This is a genomic window from Polaromonas sp. P4_F9 (assembly GCF_056401235.1).
The window spans coordinates 25,268-47,057 of the sequence record NZ_JBFUJT010000041.1; the positions used below are offsets into that span (position 1 = coordinate 25,268).

Here is a 21,790-nt window from a genome sequence, read left to right on the forward strand (position 1 = left end):
CCTGTCAAAGCATAGCTGCGCCGATCCTTCGGCGGCGACGACTTGATCCGTCAACAGCGTTGGTCGCGAGGATTGGCTCGCGTACAGTCTGACTCGAAGGTTCCTTGATCCAGACAAAGGATGCGGGAATCATCTGGGCTTAACCCATTGATGTGACGTCACACGATGTTCTAATTGAAGTCGCACGGCTCGTAGCGGTGTCAAAGGCGGAAGGATGCAGGATGCCGACAATTAGTCCAAAGCAGGTGGCTGCCTTTCGAGCGGTAATGCTCACGGGCGGTATCACGCGAGCAGCGTCGATGCTGCATCTCACCCAGCCCGCAGTTAGCCGGCTTATCAAAGAATTCGAATCTTCGCTAGGGCTCAGGCTGTTCGAGAGGGCTGGGTCCGGCATCGTGCCGACGCGCGAAGCCAGCATCATGTTTTCCGAGGTGGAGCGACTGTTTACGGGTCTCGACAGGATCATGCAGCTCGCCCTCGAACTGCGTCAAGAGCCGAACCAGTCGATTCGTATCGCCGGATTCCCGAGCATTGCGAATGGATTCTTGCCGCGGTTTGCGGCGCAGCTTCACTCGCGAGTTCCGGGCTGCCAGCCTTCAATCTTCAGCCTGGCGTCAACGGCTGTCGTCGACTATGTAGCCAATGACAAGTGCGATATTGGCATTGTTGTAACGGTTCCTGAGCACCCGTTGGTCTCCGTCGTGCAACTCGGAGCAGTGCCGATGGTTGTGGCATTGCCTAGCGGTCACCCGCTTGCCGTCCGTCCATTCCTTGAGCCAAAGGACATCGCAGGTGAAGCATACATTTCCATGTCGCCGGGCGTCATGCACCTTCGGATCGATGCAATGCTTGCAGAGCATCAAGTCGTACCGCGAGTCGTCGCGCAAAGTCCTCAGGCCGCTGTTGTATGCGCGATGGTCCGCGCAGGAATGGGGTTGGCGATTGTCGACTCGTTTGCGGCAGAGGATGCAAAGGAGACGGGCGTTGTGGTGCGTCCGCTCAGACCAACGATCCAGAGCGAGTTCGCTTACTTGCTGCCTGCCAACAGACCTCCGTTTTCCATGGTGACGGAGACGATCAAGTGGCTTCAGGAGGAGGTCGGCCGCATGAAAGCTGGGATGTCCTTGGGAACTACTGGCACATTGAGCGTACCATCGGCGCCGAGCACTAACCGCGGCAAGCCGCGGGCATAGGATCTTGCCGTGTGGGACCTACAGCGCTGCACTTCATGGCCTCATGACACATAAGGTTCGCGCATATTCACCCCGAGTAATGCAATTGGACGATGGGTAATACCACTAGTGGACTGTAACGATTGAATCGGAAGCACTCTACACGGGAAAAGTTCACTCTCTTTTCTCCGTTACAGGCCACTAGTACGCTCCGTAACTAAATGCAGCATGCCCCATGTCGGTTGACATCTGAAACATCGGGGACGAGTCTGGGCCTTTGCGCTTAAGGTCAGACGTCTGGCTATAGGCAGGAGTGAACCCAAAACTAGTGAGCGAAACCTCATGTCGCGCGACCAGTTATCTACGCCCTCGTTAGGGGCGGAGCACTCTGCAGGTGTCAACTGGACATCTCTCCTTAATGCCATTGGCACGGATCAGTTCGAGCCGGTGCTGAAGCGGTTTGTCGCCGACCTGGTAGGGGGAGATGGACGTTGCCGGCGGCATGGTCAATGCCGACCCTTTACGCATCGCGAATCGAACCCGCCGTGGGCGCGCGCGGCGGTCGTTGCGACGTCGCCCAACATTCTGTGAATGGGCGCACTGAGACGGCCGTAGAACTTGGTGCGCTACATGGTCCGTCTCTGATTCGGCGAGCGCGCAGGTTGCTCTCGCCCGTGTGAGCTGGCATAAGGTTCGGTTATGAGAGAAGTCACAAATGGACTTTGACACTACGTGTGGCGCTCAATAGCATCTACGTATAGAAAGCAATTGGAGGCAAATTAATGATAGGTCCACGGTATTGCGCATCGCTCTTGCAGCCTGCGGACATGCGAGTGGGGCGAATGCAATGAGTAGCATCTGCAGCAAAGTAGCCGGCACATTCACGGCAGCGCTGACATACTCATTTTCCCGCCGTCGCAAGAATACATTCAGCACACAGTCCGTCCATTGCCTGACGGCCAAAGGCCAGCTTGTTAAGCCAGCGCAACTGCCACAGGTTGCCAATGTGAATACAACTCGCCTTTCTGAAAGCATCCGATGAATATCGATGTAATTGTCATTGGAGGTGGTCCGGTCGGAGCGGCCATCGCATATGGACTCGCTGGTCGTAACCTTCGTGTTTTGGTCCTCGATGGTGGCGACCGCGACTTTAGAGCCGCCAGCGCCAACGGCGGGCTGATCTGGCAGCAAGGAAAAGGCCTCGGCATGCCTGCCTATCAGCGCCTAACGCGCAGTTCGGTTGAATTGTGGCCAGAGTTCGCCGCCGAACTTACAAACAGAACCGCGGTTGATCTTCAGTATGAGCAAAAGGGGGGGCTGGTTTTTTGTCAAAACGAAGCTGAATTTGAAAAACAGCGCACCGTTTTGAAGAAGCTGGATACCGAACGCGGCGCTACAGAATCTGATTGGGAGATGCTTGATCCTGAAGCTCTCGCGAAGCTCTTGCCAAAGGTACGCGTGGGGCCAACCGTAGCGGGGGCAAGCCTAGGTTACCGCGACGGGCACACCAATCCGCTGAATTTGCTTGCTGCACTTCACGCGGGAATCTTGCAGCGAGGAGGTCAGCTGCGGGGGGGTGTTGTCGTGGAATCTATTCAGAAGGACGGTTCAAGCGGATTCACGATCAGTTTGGGATCGGAGCGGGTTTCTGCAGAGAAGGTGGTGATTGCCGCCGGCTTGGGCTCTAAAACTTTGGCTGCTCAAGTCGGCCTCGATATACCGATCCGACCGCAGCGGGGCCAAGGGTTGATTACGGAAAGAATGGAACCGTTCCTCCCGTTGCCAGCGCTTGGTCTGCGTCAGACGCGGGAAGGTACCGTCCAGATCATGGGCACGCAGGATGAATGTGGCTTCGACACCTCGATCACTAACGAAGCTGCGGCCTGGTTGAGTGCCCGAGCAATCCTTCGTATCCCGGCGCTGAGCGAAGCCAAGGTGGTCCGCCAATGGGCGGGGCTCCGCATCTTGACGCCCGACGGATGCCCCGTTTATGCAGAGTCATTGACGCATCCCGGCGCTTTTGTGGCGGTGTGCCACTCCGGCATCACCCTAGTCGCTGCCCACGCAGTTTCGCTCGCCGAAGCCATTGCTGCGGGCAAATTGCCACCTTCTTTCGATGCTTTTCACCATAGGCGCTTTGATGTTTCGAAAACTGCATAAGCCGGATACCGGCGTAATCACGATAGATATTGACGGCGTGACCGTGGCTGCCGAAATCGGCGAAAGTGCCGCCGCGGTGCTTCTACGTCAGGCCGAGCCTTGGTCGCGCAAGACGCCCATCACGCAAACTAAGCGGGCGCCTTACTGCATGATGGGCGTTTGTTTCGATTGCTTGGCCGAGGTGGATGGTGTCGCCTCGGTACAAACTTGCCTGACGCCTGTCCGCGAAGGTATGCGTATCGTGCGCCAAATCGGCAAGAGGAAGATCGAAGCATGAGCCGCGTAGACTTACTCATCATTGGCGCTGGACCTGCGGGAATGGCGGCCGCTATTACCGCGCGACGTCATGGGCTCGAGGTACGGGTGGTTGATGATCAACCTGCACCGGGCGGGCAGATCTGGCGCTCCGTTGAAATGGCGGCTAAACGCGACGACATCTTGGGTCCGTCTTATTCCGAAGGCCGCGCCGTTGCCGAAGCATTCCGCACCAGTGGCGCTCTCTACGAGCCCGGCGCCCAGCTCTGGCAGCTAGAACCGGGCTTCAAGGCTTTCATAAGTAAGGATCGGCAGCCGGAAATTGTCGAGGCCCAGGCCGTGATCCTCGCCACCGGTGCGCAGGAACGCCCCGTGCCATTTCCCGGTTGGACGTTGCCCGGAGTCCTAACGGTAGGTGCGGCGCAGATTCTGCTTAAAAATGCCGGTCAGATCCCGGCTGGTCCGGTATGGATCGCGGGCAGTGGCCCCTTGCCATTGCTGTATGCAGTACAGCTTCTACGTGCGGGTGGAGTGATCGCCGGCTATCTCGATACAACTCCTCCAGAGCAGTTGTGGTCAGCCCTACGCTACCTGCCGGGCGCTCTTCGTTCAACTGGAGAGTTGTTTAAGGGGCTCGGCTGGTTAAGGATACTTCGCCGCGGTAGGGTTCCTGTCGTCAAAGGCGTCGTCGAGATCGAAGCTTTGGGGAACGAAAGGCTCGAAGCGCTACGCTACCGTACAAATGGCGGCACGGTCAAAACGATCGATGCCGAAACCCTACTTGTCCATGAAGGCGTCGTGCCGAGCATCCATGCGGCATTGTCGCTGGATTGCGACGTAGCATGGACGCCAGCCCAGGAATGCTTCGCACCTGTAGTTGACCACTGGGGCGAGAGTTCGCGGGTGAATCTGTTCATCGCGGGTGATGGGGCAGGTATCGCTGGCGCCAAGGCCGCCCTGCTACGCGGGGAGCTTGCCGCGCTTAGGGTTGCCGTGAAGCTCGGTCGTCTAAGTGAAAAGGCAAGTGCAACTGAGGCTCAACCAGTTCGCCGGAAGCTAGGTCGGGAATTAGCTGTCCGTCCCTTCCTTGATGCCTTGTTCCGACCGCGTTCACAGATCTTCGCACCAGCGGACGAGACCGTCATATGCCGCTGCGAAGAAATTACTGCGAGAGAGATACGGGCATTGGCAAATGTCGGACGTCCGGGACCAAATCAGATCAAGGGCGCCAGCCGCGCTGGAATGGGGCCATGCCAAGGTCGGCAATGCGGCTATACCGTAAATCGGCTTTTGGCAGCCGCTCAGGACCGCTCTCCCGCAGAGGTCGGCTTTTATCGCGTTCGTCCGCCCTTGAAGCCAGTGACGCTCGGTGAGTTTGCCGCTCTCGATTCGCCGAGCACCCCAAGACCATAGTCGAAAGCTCGGGTCCCACCCGCTGGAAGTAACCGGTGGGTATGCGTGAATTGACACTCTGTCTGCTTAGTCATCGCCATCTGGTTGCCCGTTGACAAGAGTGATGGCGTTGTCGTTATCGACTGAATGCACAGAACGCTAACTCCACTGGGCCGCGCAGGGCAAAACTCAGCCCACCTTCGCCTTGCAACTGCGCTTGATACCGGATCCCGTAGATTTGTATTCAATTTTATATAACCAAATATGAGGAACACCCAATGAAAGTAGCCATTCTTGGCGCAGGCGCAATAGCCTTTGGAAACGCGGCCCTAATGTGCCGCGATGGGCATGACGTGACCCTTTGGTCTCCTTCGGGCCGACGTACGGCGGCTCTTGCAGCCGGCGCGCCCTTGGTCGCGAGCGGTGCCGTGGCGGGCAGTTTTTACCCGCGCGTGGCAGTAAGCTGCGCGGAAGCGCTTGCGAATGCCGAGGCGATCGTAGTGGCCGTGCCTGGCTACGGCCACCGCCACGTGCTTGACGCGGCGAAACCGCATTTGCGAAGTGAACAGGTGGTGGTGTTCAGTTGCCATATGTCGTTGGCAGCCTTGTACCTAGAGGGACAGCTGCGCAAGCGCAGCGTTACTACGCCTATTGCATGCCTTGGAACAACGGTCACCACAAGCCAACAGACTGCACTTGATGCAGTGAAGGTCGGCGCGATTCGAGCCATGCTGGATGTGGCTGTGCTGCCCGAGTCAGCCTCCGCACGCGGCATTGAGGTTTGCCGTGCGCTGTTTGGCGATCGCTTTGTGCAGCAAAGCGGCCTGCTGGCCATCTCCTTGAGCAACCTCAACGCGCAGATCCATTTGGCGCTTGCTCTTTGCAACCTTACTCGCATGGAACTGGGCGAGGAATGGGAGCAGAACCGCCACCTCACGCCGGCTGTCGCGCGCTTGATGGAGGCGCTTGACGCCGAACGCTTGGCCATCGCCCAAGCATTCGGGCTAACAGTACGCACCATCCACGAACATTACCACCTTACGAACAACGTACCCATGGGAACGTTGGCCGAAATGGTCCGTGCACGGGCGCGACGTCCCGGTGTGAACGGACCTAAAACGTTGGACTCTCGCTATGTAACCGAGGATATGCCGTTCGGCTTAGTGCCCATCCTCCGTTTGGCAGAACTGGCCGGTGTGACGGTGCCGCTGCACGAAAGTGGTCTTCGTATGATGTCGGCGCTATACGGTCGTGATTTCGCGTCGGAGAACGATATCCTGCCGCAACTGGATACGTTAACGCGCGAGATGGTGGTCGCGCTGGGCTGAGTTTTGCAAAGCGAGGATTCTGGCGTTTCAGGCCTTATTGACGTAACGCCCCCTTGGCCTGAAAGCCATTCCTGCCTGCCTTTGATTCACGCTAAAGGCTGCATCTCTCGCGCTATCGAAGTAGTGACAGTATTTTCGTCAGATTATGGCGTGAGCCACGCGTGAACCGCGCATCGGAACCGTTGGTGTAATTAGTGCCTGAGCAATCTTCTTACTCTGGTTGAGAACCGACTACGAGCGATTTTTGTGATCGAGCAACGGTAAGTTGAGAAGGGCGTTTCCATTAAGGTTAGCTGCATTGGCTAGGCGCGGCGCCATATGGCACTGCCCCATACTTGCTCGAAGCCGGTCACCTCGCCACGATCTAGTCTCCTTCCGGAAGTAGACCAAAAAATATGGCAAATGGTGAGCCGCCCAAGGCTACAGTGGTGATCAGCGCCGGGCATGGAAGAAGAGCTTGATTGCGGGCCGCTTTCCATCTCGTGCATTTTGCAGGGGCATATCTGTCACGCTGCTCCGTACGGTCGTATAGGCTACGAGCTTACTGACCCGACGTGTGAATGGAACGCTTCAACAAGAGATGAGCGTACAGAAGTGCGCAACCAAACCATTCCAACTTGCCGAGACGGACACGGCCCCGGGAGCGGCCAGCGCCTTACCCTGGCGTCGCGACTGCCGATTGTCGGCCAGTCGGGTAACACAGACACTCCGAAACCTTCAGCGACCAATCCCGCGATGTGCTCAATGCCGTCCAATTCAAACTGCACCTTCGGCCGGATCCCGTGGCGCCGCAGATAGTCGTGTGCCATCTTTCCAGCGACCACGTTACGGTCGTACTGGATGAACGGTTCCCGCGCGGCGACCAACAGCGGATTCGTAACCCGCAGCTGACTCGGAGTGAGCAGAATTATCGACTCTTCCCGGATCAGGCTCCAACTGCACGTCTTGGGCAAATCGAATGCGGGATGCACAACAATCGCCGCATCGAGACTGCCACCCATGACACGCTCTAGGAGCACGGAAGAAGTGCCAGGCTCAATGTAGATCTGGATAGCTGGGTGCGCGATCATCCAGCTCCGCATAAGCGGCGGCAGCAGTCCCATGAGCGCCGTTGGAGTTGCGCCTAGCCGTAGCGGGCCTGCAGGCAAGCCGGTGTTCGAGGCGGCGGATCGCAAGTCGCGCACTCCGCGCAGTAGCTCCCGGGCGTTATCCACTATGCGTGCCCCTGCCACTGTGGGCTTGACGGTGCGTCCGGCGCGTGTCAGCAATGGCACGCCAAGGTCCGCATCCAGCGCTCGCAGTTGTTGGGCGATCGTAGTCGGCGCCAAATCCAGTCGGCGCGCTGCATCGGCGATCGAACCCGCGTCAACCACTGTAACGAAGCTTTCAAGAAATCGCATATCCATAACAACGTATTTTACGTTGTCAGAAAGCACATTTGAGCGCTTTTCACGAGTTCTTATCGGACACACAATCCCCCATTACGTACCAACCTCATTTCAAAGGAGAGAACTTTGCCCATCATTCAATCTATCGAAGTCTGTGTAGCCCGAGTACCGCTGGACAAGGTGACCTTTCTTGCGACTCGTACTGTGGTGGACCGTCACTATGGCCTTGTAAAGATTCGCAGTGAAGATGGGGTGGAAGGTATCGGTTTTTGTTACGTCGGTAGCGCCGCCGGCGAGATCTTCCGTGTGGCAGTTGAGCAGTTGCTAGCTCCCGTGCTATTGGGGCGCGACACGCTTGCCGTCGAGGGGCTATGGAAGGAGATGTACCAGGAGGCGTTGCTACAGGGGCGTATGGGAACAGTTATGCGCGCACTGAGTGCACTCGACGTCGCCATGTGGGATCTCAACGCACGGTCTGCTAAGTTGCCCCTCCATAAGTACTTGGGCGCGGTTGAACTTAACACCGTGCCTGCCTACGCGAGCGGTGGGTATTACGTCGAGGGTAAGACGGCAGAAGAAGTCGGCGAAGAAATGGCCAGCTATGTCGAACTTGGGTTCAAGGCCGTAAAGATGAAGACTGGCCGCTGGACACCCCAAGGAGAGGAGTCCCGCGTAAAGGCCGCTCGGGAGGCTATCGGCCCAGATGTAGAGTTGATGCTGGATTGCAACAACGGGTGGACCGACACGGTGCAGGCAATGGAATATCTACGCCGCATGGAACAGTACAACCCGTATTTCATAGAGGAGCCCTTCGGTCCGGATGACATCGAGAGCCACGCCCGGCTTGCCAAGCTTACGCGCATTCCAGTCGCGACCGCAGAGATTGGCTACGGCCGTTGGTATCACAAGCAGCTTCTTGACATGGGCGGTGCAGCGATTTTGCAAACGGATGCGGCCGTATGTGGCGGCATTACCGAATGGAAGCGCATCGCGGCCATGGCGTCCGGCTATGGCGTTCAGATGTGCCCCCACTGGTTCCATGACGTACATGCGGCGCTTGTTGCTGCCACGCCAAACGCTCGCTACGTGGAGTTCTTTTGGGACGATCAAGTCCTGAACTTTCGTCGGCTGTTGGATAGACAGCTGGAGCACAAGGAGGGCCGCGTGATACTGCACCAAACTCCGGGCTTGGGATTCGAATTCGACGAAAAAGAAGTCGCCAAGTATGGACGTTGGACCACGGTGTCTTAAACCACGTTTTTCGGCTTCCTAATGTAAGGAGACATTCCCATGGATCAGAAAGTCTTCAGAAACCGACGAGGCGGCAGCTTCCTAGTTGCTCAAGCATCGACACAAGGAGGCCAACAAATCGAACCTGATCATCTTCAATTGCGGTTGAACCGTTGCCCCATCTGAGAGTTTCTATGAGTCAAAAAATCAATACCTTGGAAGCCATCGTAAAGATTGGTACTTTTCCTCCTGCTTTACAGGCACAAATTGACCGGAAGTTTCGCTGCGTCGATCTGYAAACCGCGCTTTCTGACGACGCACTAAGAACAACCGTTCGAGCGATCATCACTCGCAGCAGCTGCCAAGTACCAATGACGCCGATTGAGCAGTTGCCCGCCCTGCGGATAATCGCCACTTCCGGTGTTGGCTACGACGGGATACCCGTCGCTGCCGCTCAAGAGAGAGGGATCGTTGTTACCCACACTCCCGGAGTCCTGGACGCTGCGGTATGCGAGCTGGGCATTGGATTGCTGCTCAGTTTGCTTCGACAAATTCCTCAAGCCGATCAGCATGTCAGGACCGGAGAATGGCGTGAGGTTGCATATCCTCTAACCACAAGCCTTCAAGGGCTAAAAGTGGGCATTGTGGGACTGGGGCGTATCGGCGCCGGCATTGCTCATCGCCTGGAACCCTTTGGGGTGGAACTCGCCTACGTGGACGAATATCCCAAAAACGTCCCATGGAAAAAGTATGCGACTATTTACGAACTTGCGGAGCACGCAGACGTGCTCATGCTGTGCTGCAAGGGAGGCGAGGAGACCAAACATTTAATCAATGATTCGATCCTGCAAGCGTTAGGGCCCGGATGGATTGTCAATATGGCAAGAGGCAGCGTGGTCGATGAACGCGCTCTTTCAGATGCGCTGGACCGTGGTGCCCTTCGCGGTGCAGCGCTCGATGTTTTCGAAGCCGAGCCACTCGGAGATTCTCCATTGCTGCATCTTTCCAATGTTCTGCTGTCACCTCATGCGGGATCTGCAACAAATGAAACACGCGCACAAATGTTGAAATTGACAATGGAAAACTTGCAGGCAGTACTGGCGGGCCGCGCTGCCCTGACGCCTGTGCCAATAGCTCAAATAGTTTGATGGCGACTGGATAGCAAAGAGCTTAATCCTCTGCCCTCAGAAACGTCGATGTGGGCGGCGTGCTGCCCCATAGGACAACTGCATCGCTGCAAGGTTCTATTGAAGCGGGATTTCCAATCCAGGAAGCATTTGCCCTGAGTCCCACTCTCTCGGTGATCATGAATTGTCCGTTTTCTCATGAGGCTCTGAACCTGCATCAACGCAACGACAGCTGACGTGACTACTCGGACATAGGCTAGTGATCTCCGGAGGAATCGAAATCGCTTCTCTAAAGGTTAAGTCGTACCCTTCATAGGCTTGGCCAGCTCATGCGGAACATTCCAACAGAAGGCCTTGGTGATCGAGCTACGTCATTTACGCTATTTCATCGCCGTTGCCGAGGAGCTCAATTTCCGGCGCGCCGCAGAGCGAATTCATCTCGACCAGACGCCACTGTCGCGCACCATCCGAGACTTAGGGCTATGCTGAATAAGTACCGTCAAAGCGCCCACTTGGGGTGATGACAGTTCGATTGGGTCCAAACAGGTCGCCGCACGCCCCATCTTGTGGCCCCTCGGACCTGTTTTGCGGGCCCTTTGGCCCGTATTGCATGCTCATGGACGCACCTGTGCCATCAGCCTTGATCGGCTGAGGTAAATGTTGGCCAGCGCCAAGGCAGTAAACGCCCGGGTCGCATTCTTTTGCAGCCCGCGGTAACGCACCCTGCCAAGCCCCCACAGGCGCTTGACCACGCCAAACACGTGCTCCACCCGCGAGCGGATGCGCGATTTGTTGCGGTTCTTGCTCTTGAGCGCCTCGTCCACGATGCCRTTKCGTCGCGTGCGCTGGTTCGTGAAGTCTTTGGCATTGGGTGCTGCGCCTTGGATCAACTCTTTTTCTGGCTGGCATAGGCYGAGTCACCGTACACRCGCCGYTCTTGCCCATGCAGCAARTCRGGCAGCGGRTGCTTGTCATGCACATTGGCCGCTGTGACCACGGCSCTGTGCGYCAARCCRCTTTGGCTGTCCACSCCGATGTGCAGCTTCATTCCTAATGTGGCGTTGCTCGCGACCGACCTCTGGGGTACTACTCAGCCTGAGACATTGAACGCCTTGGTGCTGAAGCCGATCGCGCAACTGCCTGATATGCGGTTTTTCGACGCCATCGAAGCCGTGCTGCACGAACTGGACACACTGTGGTTGAACGAAGGTCGCGTCAATGATGGTACCGTTTTGCGTATACGCTTGGCGTTCTCGCAGCGGCTCGTTGCGACACGGGCATGTGCTGATGCGCGGTGGCAGCGTCATCGTCGACCCGCTGGGCCAGGTGCTGGCCGGCCCCGATTTTAACGGCGAGACAATCCTGACCGCCGAGCTGGACATGCGGCAGATCGTCCGCGGCAAATTCGACTTTGATGTCGCGGGACACTATGCAAGGCCCGACGTCTTCCGCCTGGACGTCGACGGCCGCCCCAAAGTACCTGTCCTCACGCACGGGGGAACGTCATGACACAGCAGCCATTCGTCAATTGTTAATGCTGCCGCGGCAATTAATCGATTTTCAAGGCCAAATTCCTGCCACCTGCGATTGAACAATAAAACGGCCTTAATTCACGTGACAGTGCAGGCACATCAAGACTGGAAATGACCATGCGCATGCGCCAACCATGCCGACATTACATTTTGGTATGAATGCCAAGTCAATTCTGATTGGACATGAATACCTCGGCAAGCGGAGAATCCTTGGCATAGAAGCTTCGAGGATATCGTTATAGCCTCAACCCTAAAACGCTCTTTATCCTGAAGACAAAAAACAGCCAATTTTTAAACACGGAGACAACCATGCGCACCACTTCTATTGTTCTGACGCTATCTACCTTGCTCGCGCCCTTTGCAGTGCGCGGCGCGGAGACGCTTTACGTGGGGGGGGCCGGGGGTACGCTCCAAAAGGCCTACGAGGAAAAGATAATTCCCGGCTTCGAAGCCCGCACCGGCGCCAAGGTGGTCTACGTGCCTGGAAGCTCGAGCGACACTGTGGCCAAGCTGATTGCGCAAAAGGGCCGCCAGGACCTTTCGATCGTCTTGATTGACAGCGGCCCAATGACCCGCGCGGTGGAGCAGAACCTGTGTGCGCCTTTGCCCGTCTCACCGGTGCTCAACGACATCTACCCGAGCGTCCGTATGCCAGGCGGCACGGCAGTGGGCTACGGCTTCTACGCCACTGGTCTGGGCTACAACAAGGCGGTTTTCGCCAAGAATGGCTGGGCGGCCCCGACATCCTGGAACGACCTCGGCGACCCCAAGTTCAAGGGAAAAGTGGTGGTTGGGTCGACGGTTGGCTACGGCATAGAGGCTCTGGTGATGCTGGCCCGCGCCAACGGCGGCAACGAAAACAACATCGAACCGGGTTTCGCCTTCATGGCTAAGAAAGTGGCCCCCAATGCGCTCTCTTGGGAAAGTTCGCAGGCCAACATTGCGCAGCAGCTCCAGAGCGGTGAGGCTGCGCTGGTCGCATGGTCCAACATTCGCGTGCAGATGGTCATCGATCAGGGCGCGCCGGTTGCATTCGTCTATCCCAAGGAGGGTGCGAGGCTGGGCTTGAACACAGTGTGCGTGGTCAACGGCGCGCCGCAGCCCAAGCTCGCGCACCAATTTCTGGAGGACCTCCTATCGCCAGCCACACAGGCCGAACTAGCTAAGTTCGCTGCGTTCGGCCCCGTTAACTCCAAGGTTAAGCTCGAGCCCGACGTGGCGCGAAAGGTGGTCTACGGTCCCGAACAGACCAAAGCGCTCGTTCCCGTGGATTGGATCGCCATCAATAAGCAGCTCCCCGAGTGGACCAAGCGGTGGAACCGCGAGGTTGAGCGCTGAGCGCCGCCGAAACAAGGTACGCAAAAGATGGCTTTCCTCGAGCTCCAGGAGCGAACAAAGCAGTTGGGCAGCACCGTCGTGGTAGAAGATAAAGGTACGAAAAACGTGGCATTCCTTGAGCTCGAAGAGCTGACTAAGCAGTATGGTGAGAACGTCGTCGTAGACGGCTTTAGTCTTTCCGTGTCGAAGGGCGAGTTCGTCTGCCTGCTAGGGCCGTCGGGCTGCGGTAAGACGACGACGCTGCAGATGGTGGCCGGGTTCGTTCAGCCCACTAGCGGCCAGGTGAAACTCGACGGTCAAGATATCACCGGGCTACGCAGCAACCGGCGTGGCCTGGGCATCGTGTTCCAGAGCTACGCGCTGTTCCCGCACATGTCGGTGTCCCAGAACGTGGCCTTCGGGCTGGAGATGCGGGGCGTGCCGGCCGCCGAGCGCGCGGCTCGCGTGGTGGAGGCGCTCGAGCTGGTGCATCTTGGCGCATTGGCCGGCCGATACCCGCGCGAACTCTCGGGCGGGCAGCGCCAGCGGGTCGCCTTGGCACGCGCCCTGGTGATCCGGCCGCCGGTCCTGTTGCTCGACGAGCCCATGGGCGCGCTGGATGCCAAGCTGCGCGAAGAGATGCAGATCGAACTGCGCGCGCTGCAGCGCCGCGTGGGCATCACCACCATCATGGTTACCCACGACCAAGCCGAAGCCATGACCCTGGCTGACCGCGTGGTGTTGATGAACGGGGGTCACGTCGAGCAGATTGGCAAGCCGTACGAGATGTACGAGCAGCCCAACGGCCGGTTCTCTTCCACCTTTCTCGGGCGGGCCAATGTGTTCAGCGGCTCGATGAGCAACGGCGGTTTCCTGGTGCAGGGCATCGCGCTGCCTGCCGCGCCGGGCGCTTTGAAAGGAAAAGCCGATTACATCGTGCGGCCCGAGAAGATCGAATTTGTCGAACAGGGCGCGCTTGTGCGTGGCCGCGTCGGCGCGCGTGTGTTTCTCGGAAACCACTGGCTGTTTCAGCTCGAGACGCCGCTAGGCACGATGCAGGTCGCCTGCGCGAACACCGCGCCACCCAGCGTAAACGAGGGCGACGAGGTCGGCCTTGGCTGGGACCTGAGCAACGCTCGCATCGTCGCGCCGGAGGGCCAGGCATGAACCCGCAACGCAACAACCTGCCGTACTGGCTGAGCGCACCCGGTACCCTTGTGGTGCTCGCTTTGGTCGCCGTGCCGCTGGTGATGATCTTCTCGCTCAGCTTTCATGCGCTGCAGCCGGGCGGAGGCATTAGCGGATCGCTCACGCTACAAAACTACGGCCACATCGTTGCCGATGACTACTATCTGCAGATCTTCGCGCGTACCTTCCTGCTCGCCATAGTGGTCACCGGCGTGTGCATGCTTATTGGCGTTCCCGAAGCCTATGTGCTAAGCCGCCTGCCCGCCGGCTGGCGCGCCGTTTCCATCGTCATCGTGCTCGGCCCGCTGCTGGTCTCGGTGGTGGTGCGCACGCTCGGATGGGCGATCCTGCTGGGCAGCGAAGGGATGATCAACAAGGCGCTGCTGGCGTTGGGTTGGGTCGACCAACCGGTTCGTCTGATGTATTCCTACGCCGGGATGGTGGTCGCGCTGTCGCACGTGCTGGTGCCTTACATGGTGCTGTCGGTCTGGGCGTCGCTGCAGAAGCTGGACTTCACGACCGAGCAGGCCGCGGATTCGCTCGGCGCCGGCCCCTTGACCGTGCTGCGAAGGATCGTCCTGCCCCAGGTGATCCCGGGCGTGCTCTCGGGCGGCCTGATCGTCTTCGCCCTGGCGGCGAGTGCCTTCGCTACGCCGGCCATCATCGGCGGGCGGCGACTGAAGGTGGTGTCCACCACGATCTACGACGAGTTCCTAGGCGAACTGAACTGGCCGATGGGCGCCGCTCTCGCCGGCGTGTTGATGCTCTTCGTGCTGGTCGTCTCGGTCCTGGCCAACCGCTTCATCGAGCGGCGCTACAAGCAGGTGTTCGCATGACGCGCCTATCCCGCCCGTGGTTGGCGTTCCATATCCTGTTTGCTGCATTCATGCTCGCGCCGCTGGTCATGGTGGTTTTGGTGGCCTTCACCGACAAGGGCTACATCGCCATGCCCTTCGACGGTGCGTCGTGGCGCTGGTTCCGCGCAATCCTGGACAACCAAGACTTCATCGACGCGTTCTATCGCAGTGTGGCCCTGGCCGCTGGCGCGGCAACGTTGGCCGTGATGTTTGCGCTGCCCGCCGGCATGGCGATCGCCTGGCACCGATTCAAGGGGCGAGAGACCTTGTTGGGCCTTCTGTTATCTCCGCTGATGGTGCCGCACATCGTGTTGGGCATCGCGATGCTGCGTTTCCTCACGCAGGTCGGCGCTTCCGGCACGATGACCGGACTGGTGCTCGCCCACGCGGTGGTGGTGACGCCTTACGTGCTCCGATTGGTGGTGGCGGCGGCGACCGGCTTCGACCGCAGTGTCGCGCAGGCAGCGGAGTCGCTGGGCGCGTCCCAGTGGACGGTGTTCGCACGCATCGAGCTTCCGCTGATTCTGCCTGGCATCGCCGGTGGCTGGCTGCTAGCCTTCATCAACAGCTTCGACGAGCTCACCCTGAGTGTGTTCGTCGCCTCGCCCAGAACGCAGACACTGCCGGTCAAGCTGTACGCGTACATGACCAACACGATCGACCCGCTACTGGCTTCCATCTCCACGGTGATGATCTTGCTGACCTTGGTGCTGATGCTGGCGCTTGAGCGCTTCTACGGCCTGGATCGCGTGCTCGGAGGCAGGTCCTGAAGGCAGCAGCCGCTCCAGGGCGGGTCTGCCTGCAATCGCAAGCTTAAATTTCAACTCAGAATTTCGATGATAAAACCATCCGCCACAAAACTTATAGCCGTCTACACCGCAGATACCCGTCATCCTCCACATGCTGCCATTGAGCAGGCCAAACTCCATATCGCCGACACGCTGGCTTGCATCTACGCTGGAACCGGGACAGACGCTGTGAAAATTTTGGCGGAGACGAATTGTTGGGCCGGCACGCCCGATGATTTTCTTGTGCCTGGCTGGGGATATGCGAAGACTTTGGATGGGGCTGCCCAGTTGCTCGGGACGGCCGCTCATGCGTACGACTTCGACGACACGAGCAATAAGATTCCGTTCCATCCCAGCGCATCTATTGTCGCTGCGTTACTGGCCACGGTTGCCGATTTATCCAGAAATCATGCTAAGGCGCCAAGCGGCCTTCACTTCATTCATGCTTACGTAAAGGGCATGGAGGTTTCGTGCAAGGTTGGCGAAATCCTAGGTGACGACCATACGGATCAGGGGTGGCATACGATGTCGACGCTCGGTCTTCTGGGCGCTGCGGTGGCGTGTGCAGTTCTTCGCGGCCTTGACGTCATCGGAAGCGAGCATGCGCTAGCGATCGCTTGTTCGCATGCCGGCGGCATACTTAACAACAGCGGGACGATGGTAAAGCCTTTGCACTGCGGCCTCTCGGCAAAAGCCGGCTATATGGCGGCTGCTTTGGCCGAGAGGAAGTTCACGGCAGGAAACGATATTCTCGAGGGGCAATACGGCTTTATCCACGCCTTTACCGGCGGCCGGCGCTCAGAGATCGAATTGCCGCCGACGAATATATCAGGGTTTTGTCTGCCGCCGCTGACGGGCGAGCATATCGAACTCATCCATCCTGGTATCCAGGTAAAGCGTTATCCCTGCTGCCAGGAGGCGCATGCATGCATCGGCGGAATGAGAAAAATCCGGGAACGACAAGGCTTCGACATCGACCAAGTGGAGCAAATAATTTGCTATATCTCCACCGAAAAACGGATGTCCTATCTGCAGTGCCCAGACCCGCAGACACCAACGGAGGCCAGGTTCAGTATGAACTTTGCGATAGCCGCTGCCATGCGTTATGGCGCCGTGACGCTGGAACACTTTAGCTCGGAGCTCCTTGCCTCCGAGGAATTTCGGCAACTTATGCGTCTTGTCGAGATGCGTCTCCAAGACAAAAAGGGGGGAAACGCAGTGGATATCGAAGTCAGATTCAAAGACGGGACCCGGATGAGCGAGCGTGGAACTGGCGAACCTGCGACCTGGAATGATATCGAGAGCAAGTTTAACAATTGCATGGAGCATGCGTTTCAGCCAAGTGACCCCAAGCCCATCCTTGCTGCGCTCAAGCAACTGGATGTTCAAAAGGATATCAGCGGCATTTTTCTTTTGAAATCGAGCTCCACGAAAATCCCAGGCAGTGTGCTGGCCTAATGCCACTTCTCGTGATTGCCATGCTGCAGCCACCCCGGGGCGAAAGACCGATTGGAGAGACTTGCAGATTACCGACCGGAATACCCGCGAGTCTTAGAAGCTATGCCGAACGCCGAAGTCATAGGCGCTTGAAGAACCGTCCACGCCGGTCAACGAGCCATTCAGAGCTTGGGCCGCGTGGTCGCTCTACGCACGCCTGCATACGTGGCGGACGGTCAAGTCGCTGAATTGGTGCGACGCAAACTCGTTTCACTTGCGTCGCTCTTGCGCGCCCCATCTACCTATGGAGAACTTCCATTGAAGCATCCCAGTGTTTTCCTTTCGCGCTTGGTGAGGACGGTCGTGGTCGCCGCAGCAGTTGTGCATGGGCCGGCCTGCTTGGCCATCGAGATAGTGGTGGGCCAAGTCGCGCCACAGTCTGGACCCGAGGCCAAACAAGCCCGGGCCTACGCCACGGGGTTGGAGCTGGCATTCAAGCAGGCCAACCGCACCGGCGGCGTGAACGGCAACACTTTCGCCCTGGTGCGCAAGGAGGTCGACGGCCCGCCCGCCCAGCTGGTGGAGGAGACGCGCAAGCTGCTCGCCCAGGAGAGTCCGGTCCTGCTCGCGGGCTTGTGCGGCGACGTGTTCGTGGACGGGCTGGTGCAATCCGGCCTGCTCGAGAAGCAGGGCGTGGCCGTACTTGGCTACCGCGCCGTGCGGCGGGAGTCGAACACGCCCCTGCTCTTCAATGCTCGGGCCGGTATTCAGGAGGAGGTTGACAAGATCGCCGGGCACCTGGGCGTGCTTGGCATCAAGCGATGGGGGTTGTTGGTCGAGGAGGGGGGCAATGCCGAAGCCCTTGGCGCGATGGTGGCTGCCGCGGCCAGGAGGGCGGACGCGGCGCTGGTGTCGCGCGCCGCATACGAGGCGGGAACCACGCGGGTGGTATCTGCGGTCGAGACTTTGGTCAAGGCGTCGCCGCAGGCCATCCTGCTGATCGCCAGTGGACCGGCGGCCGCGCGCTTCATCGAGCAGTACCGCGAGAACGGCGGCAGTGGGCAACTGTTCATTTATTCGGGGGCCGACATGGAGCAAGTGGCCCGCGAGATGAGCGAGTGGCGCCTTTCCTTTGTGTCCACCGCCATGCAGGGTGTGGTCATCCTGCAGGTCGTGCCCAACCCGCACAAGCAATCGCCGTTGGTAGCCAAGGAGCTGCGCGAAGCGGCCCGTGCGGCCTCGATCGCGCCGGCCGCTCTCAGCTACGTAACGATGGAAGGATTCCTGGCCGGCAAACTCATTGTCGAGGCGGCCAGGCGCCAGGGCAGCCGCGCCGACCGTGCCGGCTTCGCGAAGGCGCTCGAGGGCATGGGCAGCCTCAACCTGGGCGGCCACGTCGTCTCCTTCAAGCCCGGCAGCACCACCGGCTCACGCTATGTCGAGCTGACTGTGATCAGCGGCACGGGACGCGTCGTGGAGTAGTTCCAACACGGCACACCTGCAATCGCTCGGGCGAACAAGCAGACCCTGCCACCAATATCCCGTTTGACATGCAAGCCCTCTGGATGATCGTAGCGTCACTTCTGTTCGCAGTCATGAGCGTGTGCATCAAATTCGCTGCCGCAAGCTTCAGCAACGCGGAATTGATCTTCTACCGCGGGGTGATTGGTGTGGCGTTCATGTGGGGCTTCGTGCGCATAGAAGGTGTAAGCCTCCGCACGAGCTACTTACGCATGCACGTGTGGCGAAGCTTGGTCGGCATGGTCGCGTTAGGGATGTGGTTCTATTCGATCGCGTACTTGCCGCTGGCGACGGCAAGCGCGCTTCATTACATGAGTAGCATCTGGATCGCGGTATTCATGATCTGCGGTACCCTGCTCGCAACGGCACCCGGGAGTGCGACCAACGGCCCGATCCGTGCCTCTCTGGTCTTGAGTGTCGTCGCAAGCTTTGCCGGCGTCCTGCTTCTGTTACGCCCCCAACTGCCCTCGGGCGAGCTCTTCGCCGGCATCGTCGGGTTGCTCTCAGGCCTTATCGCAGCCCTGGCATACATGCAGGTCGTCGCCCTTTCCAAGGCAGGTGAGCCGGAAACTCGCACAGTCTTCTATTTCGCCTTGGGCTGCGTTGTCGGGGGTGGACTCGGCATGGCTGTCACCGGCCCGTCTGCGTGGTCGTGGTCTGGCGCAATCTGGCTGCTTCCCATTGGCGTCCTCGCCGCGTTGGGACAGTGGTGCATGACTCGCGCGTATTCCGATTCGGCTACAACGACAGGCACGCTTGTCGTGGCGAACCTCCAGTACTCGGGAATCCTGTTTTCCGCGGTCCTTGGGCTGCTAATTTTTGGCGACCAGATTCCGATACGAGGCTGGATCGGCATCGGAATCATCATCGCCAGCGGCATCGCGGCAACGGTTATTCGCATGCGTACAATTCCGGGCACTCCGGTCGAAGAGCTCTAGTCTGCCGAGCCCGTCGCGTTGGGGGACATGTGCCTGACGAGCCTCATGCCGCCTCTTGCCACGTGGGTGCAGGTGTAGATCGAAGTCGATGTGGATCGCAACCGGGTTCGTACAGCGCTTCGGCGCCATGGATCATCAGTTCCATGAAGACCCGAACCACGTCATCTCCCTTCAGGCTAACGTGCATGGCCAACCCTTTCCCGTAATAGCAGTCGACCACGGGCAGCATGCTTAGATTGTGGCCGTCGAACAAGTTGTCGGCCACGAAGTCCATACTCCAGATATGGTTGATTTGCTGCGCCAATGTCTTGGGCTGACGCAGTTGCGCATCCTTGTATCCTTGGGGGGCATGTGATGCAGGGACCGGCCCTGTTCGCGGTACAAGCAATAGACCGCTTGTGGTTGTCTGCAAAGCCGTCGCGCTTGAGCACCATATGCACACGTCCACCTGCACGAGGGCGCCCTACAGCATGACCTCGACCGCGCTCAGATCGGCGGCCAGGCGCCGGACGATGATCCGTGGTGCTGCTCTTGGCGTCCCTCGTCACTGTCGCTGGCGACCTCAACTGCCGACGTGCTCCTGGCCGAGGTAGGTGAAGTAGGTATGAGAATAAGGTTAAAGCATATGAACCTCCAATAATGCAATTGGACGGAATGAAGCATCGCAAGTACGCTAACTTCACTTGAAGCGATGGCTACTTGTACCCGGCTACCAAGACAACCTTAATCGAAAGACCTACTAATGGAAACTAAACCGACCTCCACCAATGCATCGCCCCTGCTGATCGCCGGATCTCGCCCCCCTGCCCCCGACGTCCCGTCAGATGAACTGGCGAACCGCCTCAAAAACATTCGCAAGGAGATGGAGGCCGACCAGCTGGACCTGCTTGTTCTAACGGATGTCAAGAACATCCGGTACTTCACAGACTTTCACTCGTTCTCTTGGTACTTCAATTCCAGACCCTTCATCACACTGATCACCGCCACCGACCTGATTCTTATCGGTTCGAACTATGAACAGAGGTACGTGGATTGGAAGCCGCGCGCATTCTCGGCGCTCTATTACGACGGCTACCTTGCTCAAGGCGTCGCCCTAGTGGCGGACTCGATTCGAGCCAAGTTCAAGGGAAAGACACCCAGGATCGCCATCGATTATGGTGATGAGATGAACGGTCGGGGAATTCTGTCATTGATCGACGCGTTGCGCGATTTGTCGACGGGAAGCGCCTTGAAGAGCGCCTCTCCGACACTTTGGCGTGTTCGCCAAATCAAGACGCCTTTCGAGGCTGAGTTGAAGCGCACTGCGTTTGCTATCTGCAACGAGGCATTCGACCAAACGATCGCCCAAGCGCGGATCGGTATGAGCGAATACGAGTTGTGGCGAATAATGCAAGCGCAGACGTTTCTCAACGGCGCCGAAAGCGGCGATCCCTTCCCAGTCATTTTCGGAAAGGGCGATTTCACCTATGGGCGCCCGCCCACAGATCGACGCTTGGAGCCTGGCCATTACGTATGGTCAGATTTTCGCGCAACATATGGCGGATACCCGGCGGACCGCAATCGCATTGCGCGCGCTGGCGAGCCGGAACCGTGGGAGCTTGATACCTACACGGCCGTCCGCGAGCTCACGCTCGAGCTTTGCCGCTCGATCCGTCCGGGAATTACGTGCGCGGAGTTCTACCAAGAGGCCATGAAGAAGTGGGCTCCAGTGAATGTCGGAAATAATTTTTCCTTGCACACCCCTAAATCAAAAGGGGCGAGACTGGGCCACGGCGGGGGAATGGACGTCGTTGAAACGCCGTCTCTGGGAGCGTTTGACAACACGGTGATACGTCCTGGGATGATTCTGCATGTCGAACCGAAGCTCGAACGCGACGGTGCAGTCTTCCAGTTCGAGGAGTGTGTTTACCTCGGCGAGAACGGCATCGAGTTCGTGACGCCGCTTTGCCCGGAGATCCTTCCGATCATTCGGTAAACAACCACCCAAAGTCCTACGAAGTGTCCACAGCCTTCCCGCACCTGGCCGCTCAGCGGTCTCGCGCGGAAGGGTCAGTGAGAAGTGCGACCTCGGGATAGTTACCATTGCCCCTGAACATCCATTGGTCTCTGTCGTGCAGCTTGAGACGATACCCTGCGTCGTGGTGTTGCCCAGTGGTCATC

Annotated in this window: 17 protein-coding genes and 3 pseudogenes; 17 read left to right on the forward strand and 3 right to left on the reverse strand. The window is 58.5% G+C overall.

The window, feature by feature from the left end:
- Nucleotides 1-221: 221 nt before the first annotated feature.
- The 5 genes from AC1DUB_RS24985 (at nucleotide 222) to AC1DUB_RS25005 (ending at nucleotide 6,307) form a co-directional block, all read left to right on the forward strand.
- Entirely contained in the window at nucleotides 222-1,193 is a 972-nt protein-coding gene (locus tag AC1DUB_RS24985; protein ID WP_477731844.1) for a LysR substrate-binding domain-containing protein, read from the forward strand.
- A 1,017-nt stretch (nucleotides 1,194-2,210) separates the two neighbouring features.
- Nucleotides 2,211-3,332, forward strand: a complete 1,122-nt coding sequence (locus AC1DUB_RS24990; protein ID WP_477731845.1) for an NAD(P)/FAD-dependent oxidoreductase — start codon at nucleotides 2,211-2,213, stop codon at nucleotides 3,330-3,332.
- Nucleotides 3,313-3,609, forward strand: coding sequence for a (2Fe-2S)-binding protein (locus AC1DUB_RS24995; RefSeq protein ID WP_477731846.1), 297 nt, complete (start codon nucleotides 3,313-3,315; stop codon nucleotides 3,607-3,609). The genes AC1DUB_RS24990 and AC1DUB_RS24995 overlap by 20 nt, the downstream gene beginning before the upstream one ends.
- Complete coding sequence (locus AC1DUB_RS25000; protein WP_477731847.1) at nucleotides 3,606-5,000, forward strand: FAD-dependent oxidoreductase; 1,395 nt, start codon at nucleotides 3,606-3,608, stop codon at nucleotides 4,998-5,000. Before AC1DUB_RS24995 ends, AC1DUB_RS25000 begins: the two co-directional genes overlap by 4 nt.
- Before the next feature lie 257 nt (nucleotides 5,001-5,257).
- Nucleotides 5,258-6,307, forward strand: coding sequence for an NAD/NADP octopine/nopaline dehydrogenase family protein (locus tag AC1DUB_RS25005; RefSeq protein WP_477731848.1), 1,050 nt, complete (start codon nucleotides 5,258-5,260; stop codon nucleotides 6,305-6,307).
- Nucleotides 6,308-6,840: 533 nt separating this feature from the next.
- Here the strand turns inward: AC1DUB_RS25005 and AC1DUB_RS25010 are convergent.
- Nucleotides 6,841-7,713, reverse strand: a complete 873-nt coding sequence (locus AC1DUB_RS25010; RefSeq protein WP_477731860.1) for a LysR family transcriptional regulator — start codon at nucleotides 7,711-7,713, stop codon at nucleotides 6,841-6,843.
- A 108-nt stretch (nucleotides 7,714-7,821) separates the two neighbouring features.
- On the opposite strand from AC1DUB_RS25010, the gene AC1DUB_RS25015 reads away from it, so the two are divergent.
- From AC1DUB_RS25015 to AC1DUB_RS25025, 3 genes and pseudogenes are all read left to right on the forward strand, one after another.
- Complete coding sequence (locus tag AC1DUB_RS25015) at nucleotides 7,822-8,946, forward strand: mandelate racemase/muconate lactonizing enzyme family protein (RefSeq protein WP_477731849.1); 1,125 nt, start codon at nucleotides 7,822-7,824, stop codon at nucleotides 8,944-8,946.
- A 173-nt stretch (nucleotides 8,947-9,119) separates the two neighbouring features.
- Nucleotides 9,120-10,073 (forward strand): 2-hydroxyacid dehydrogenase, encoded by a 954-nt coding sequence (locus tag AC1DUB_RS25020; RefSeq protein ID WP_477731850.1) that lies wholly within the window; start codon nucleotides 9,120-9,122, stop codon nucleotides 10,071-10,073.
- A 339-nt stretch (nucleotides 10,074-10,412) separates the two neighbouring features.
- Nucleotides 10,413-10,529: pseudogene (locus tag AC1DUB_RS25025) on the forward strand (LysR family transcriptional regulator); the annotation flags it as partial.
- Nucleotides 10,530-10,666: 137 nt separating this feature from the next.
- Here the strand turns inward: AC1DUB_RS25025 and AC1DUB_RS25030 are convergent.
- A pseudogene (locus AC1DUB_RS25030) lies at nucleotides 10,667-11,103 on the reverse strand (transposase); the annotation flags it as partial.
- Between the two features lie 230 nt (nucleotides 11,104-11,333).
- Here AC1DUB_RS25030 and AC1DUB_RS25035 point away from each other — a divergent pair.
- The 8 genes and pseudogenes from AC1DUB_RS25035 to AC1DUB_RS25070 all read left to right on the forward strand — a co-directional run.
- Nucleotides 11,334-11,561 (forward strand): annotated as a pseudogene (locus AC1DUB_RS25035) (nitrilase-related carbon-nitrogen hydrolase); the annotation flags it as partial.
- A gap of 332 nt (nucleotides 11,562-11,893) precedes the next feature.
- On the forward strand, nucleotides 11,894-12,922 hold the full coding sequence (locus AC1DUB_RS25040) for an ABC transporter substrate-binding protein (RefSeq protein ID WP_477731851.1): 1,029 nt from the start codon (nucleotides 11,894-11,896) through the stop codon (nucleotides 12,920-12,922).
- A gap of 105 nt (nucleotides 12,923-13,027) precedes the next feature.
- A complete protein-coding gene (locus AC1DUB_RS25045; RefSeq protein ID WP_477731861.1) occupies nucleotides 13,028-14,068 on the forward strand; it encodes an ABC transporter ATP-binding protein in 1,041 nt (346 codons plus the stop codon).
- Nucleotides 14,065-14,925 carry an ABC transporter permease gene (locus AC1DUB_RS25050; protein ID WP_477731852.1) on the forward strand — a complete coding sequence of 287 codons (861 nt, stop codon included), beginning with the start codon at nucleotides 14,065-14,067 and terminating at the stop codon, nucleotides 14,923-14,925. Before AC1DUB_RS25045 ends, AC1DUB_RS25050 begins: the two co-directional genes overlap by 4 nt.
- Nucleotides 14,922-15,716 carry an ABC transporter permease gene (locus AC1DUB_RS25055; RefSeq protein WP_477731853.1) on the forward strand — a complete coding sequence of 265 codons (795 nt, stop codon included), beginning with the start codon at nucleotides 14,922-14,924 and terminating at the stop codon, nucleotides 15,714-15,716. The genes AC1DUB_RS25050 and AC1DUB_RS25055 overlap by 4 nt, the downstream gene beginning before the upstream one ends.
- 66 nt (nucleotides 15,717-15,782) lie before the next feature.
- A complete protein-coding gene (locus AC1DUB_RS25060) occupies nucleotides 15,783-17,192 on the forward strand; it encodes an MmgE/PrpD family protein (protein WP_477731854.1) in 1,410 nt (469 codons plus the stop codon).
- A 297-nt stretch (nucleotides 17,193-17,489) separates the two neighbouring features.
- The gene (locus tag AC1DUB_RS25065; protein WP_477731855.1) at nucleotides 17,490-18,653 is read left to right on the forward strand and encodes an ABC transporter substrate-binding protein; all 1,164 of its coding nucleotides are present in this window, start codon (nucleotides 17,490-17,492) and stop codon (nucleotides 18,651-18,653) included.
- 68 nt (nucleotides 18,654-18,721) lie between these two features.
- On the forward strand, nucleotides 18,722-19,630 hold the full coding sequence (locus AC1DUB_RS25070; RefSeq protein WP_477731856.1) for a DMT family transporter: 909 nt from the start codon (nucleotides 18,722-18,724) through the stop codon (nucleotides 19,628-19,630).
- A 43-nt stretch (nucleotides 19,631-19,673) separates the two neighbouring features.
- Here AC1DUB_RS25070 and AC1DUB_RS25075 read toward each other — a convergent pair whose 3' ends face one another.
- Nucleotides 19,674-20,042 (reverse strand): hypothetical protein, encoded by a 369-nt coding sequence (locus tag AC1DUB_RS25075; RefSeq protein ID WP_477731857.1) that lies wholly within the window; start codon nucleotides 20,040-20,042, stop codon nucleotides 19,674-19,676.
- 330 nt (nucleotides 20,043-20,372) lie between these two features.
- Here AC1DUB_RS25075 and AC1DUB_RS25080 point away from each other — a divergent pair, with 330 nt between their 5' ends.
- Nucleotides 20,373-21,605 (forward strand): M24 family metallopeptidase, encoded by a 1,233-nt coding sequence (locus tag AC1DUB_RS25080; protein ID WP_477731858.1) that lies wholly within the window; start codon nucleotides 20,373-20,375, stop codon nucleotides 21,603-21,605.
- The last annotated feature ends 185 nt before the right edge of the window (nucleotides 21,606-21,790 follow it).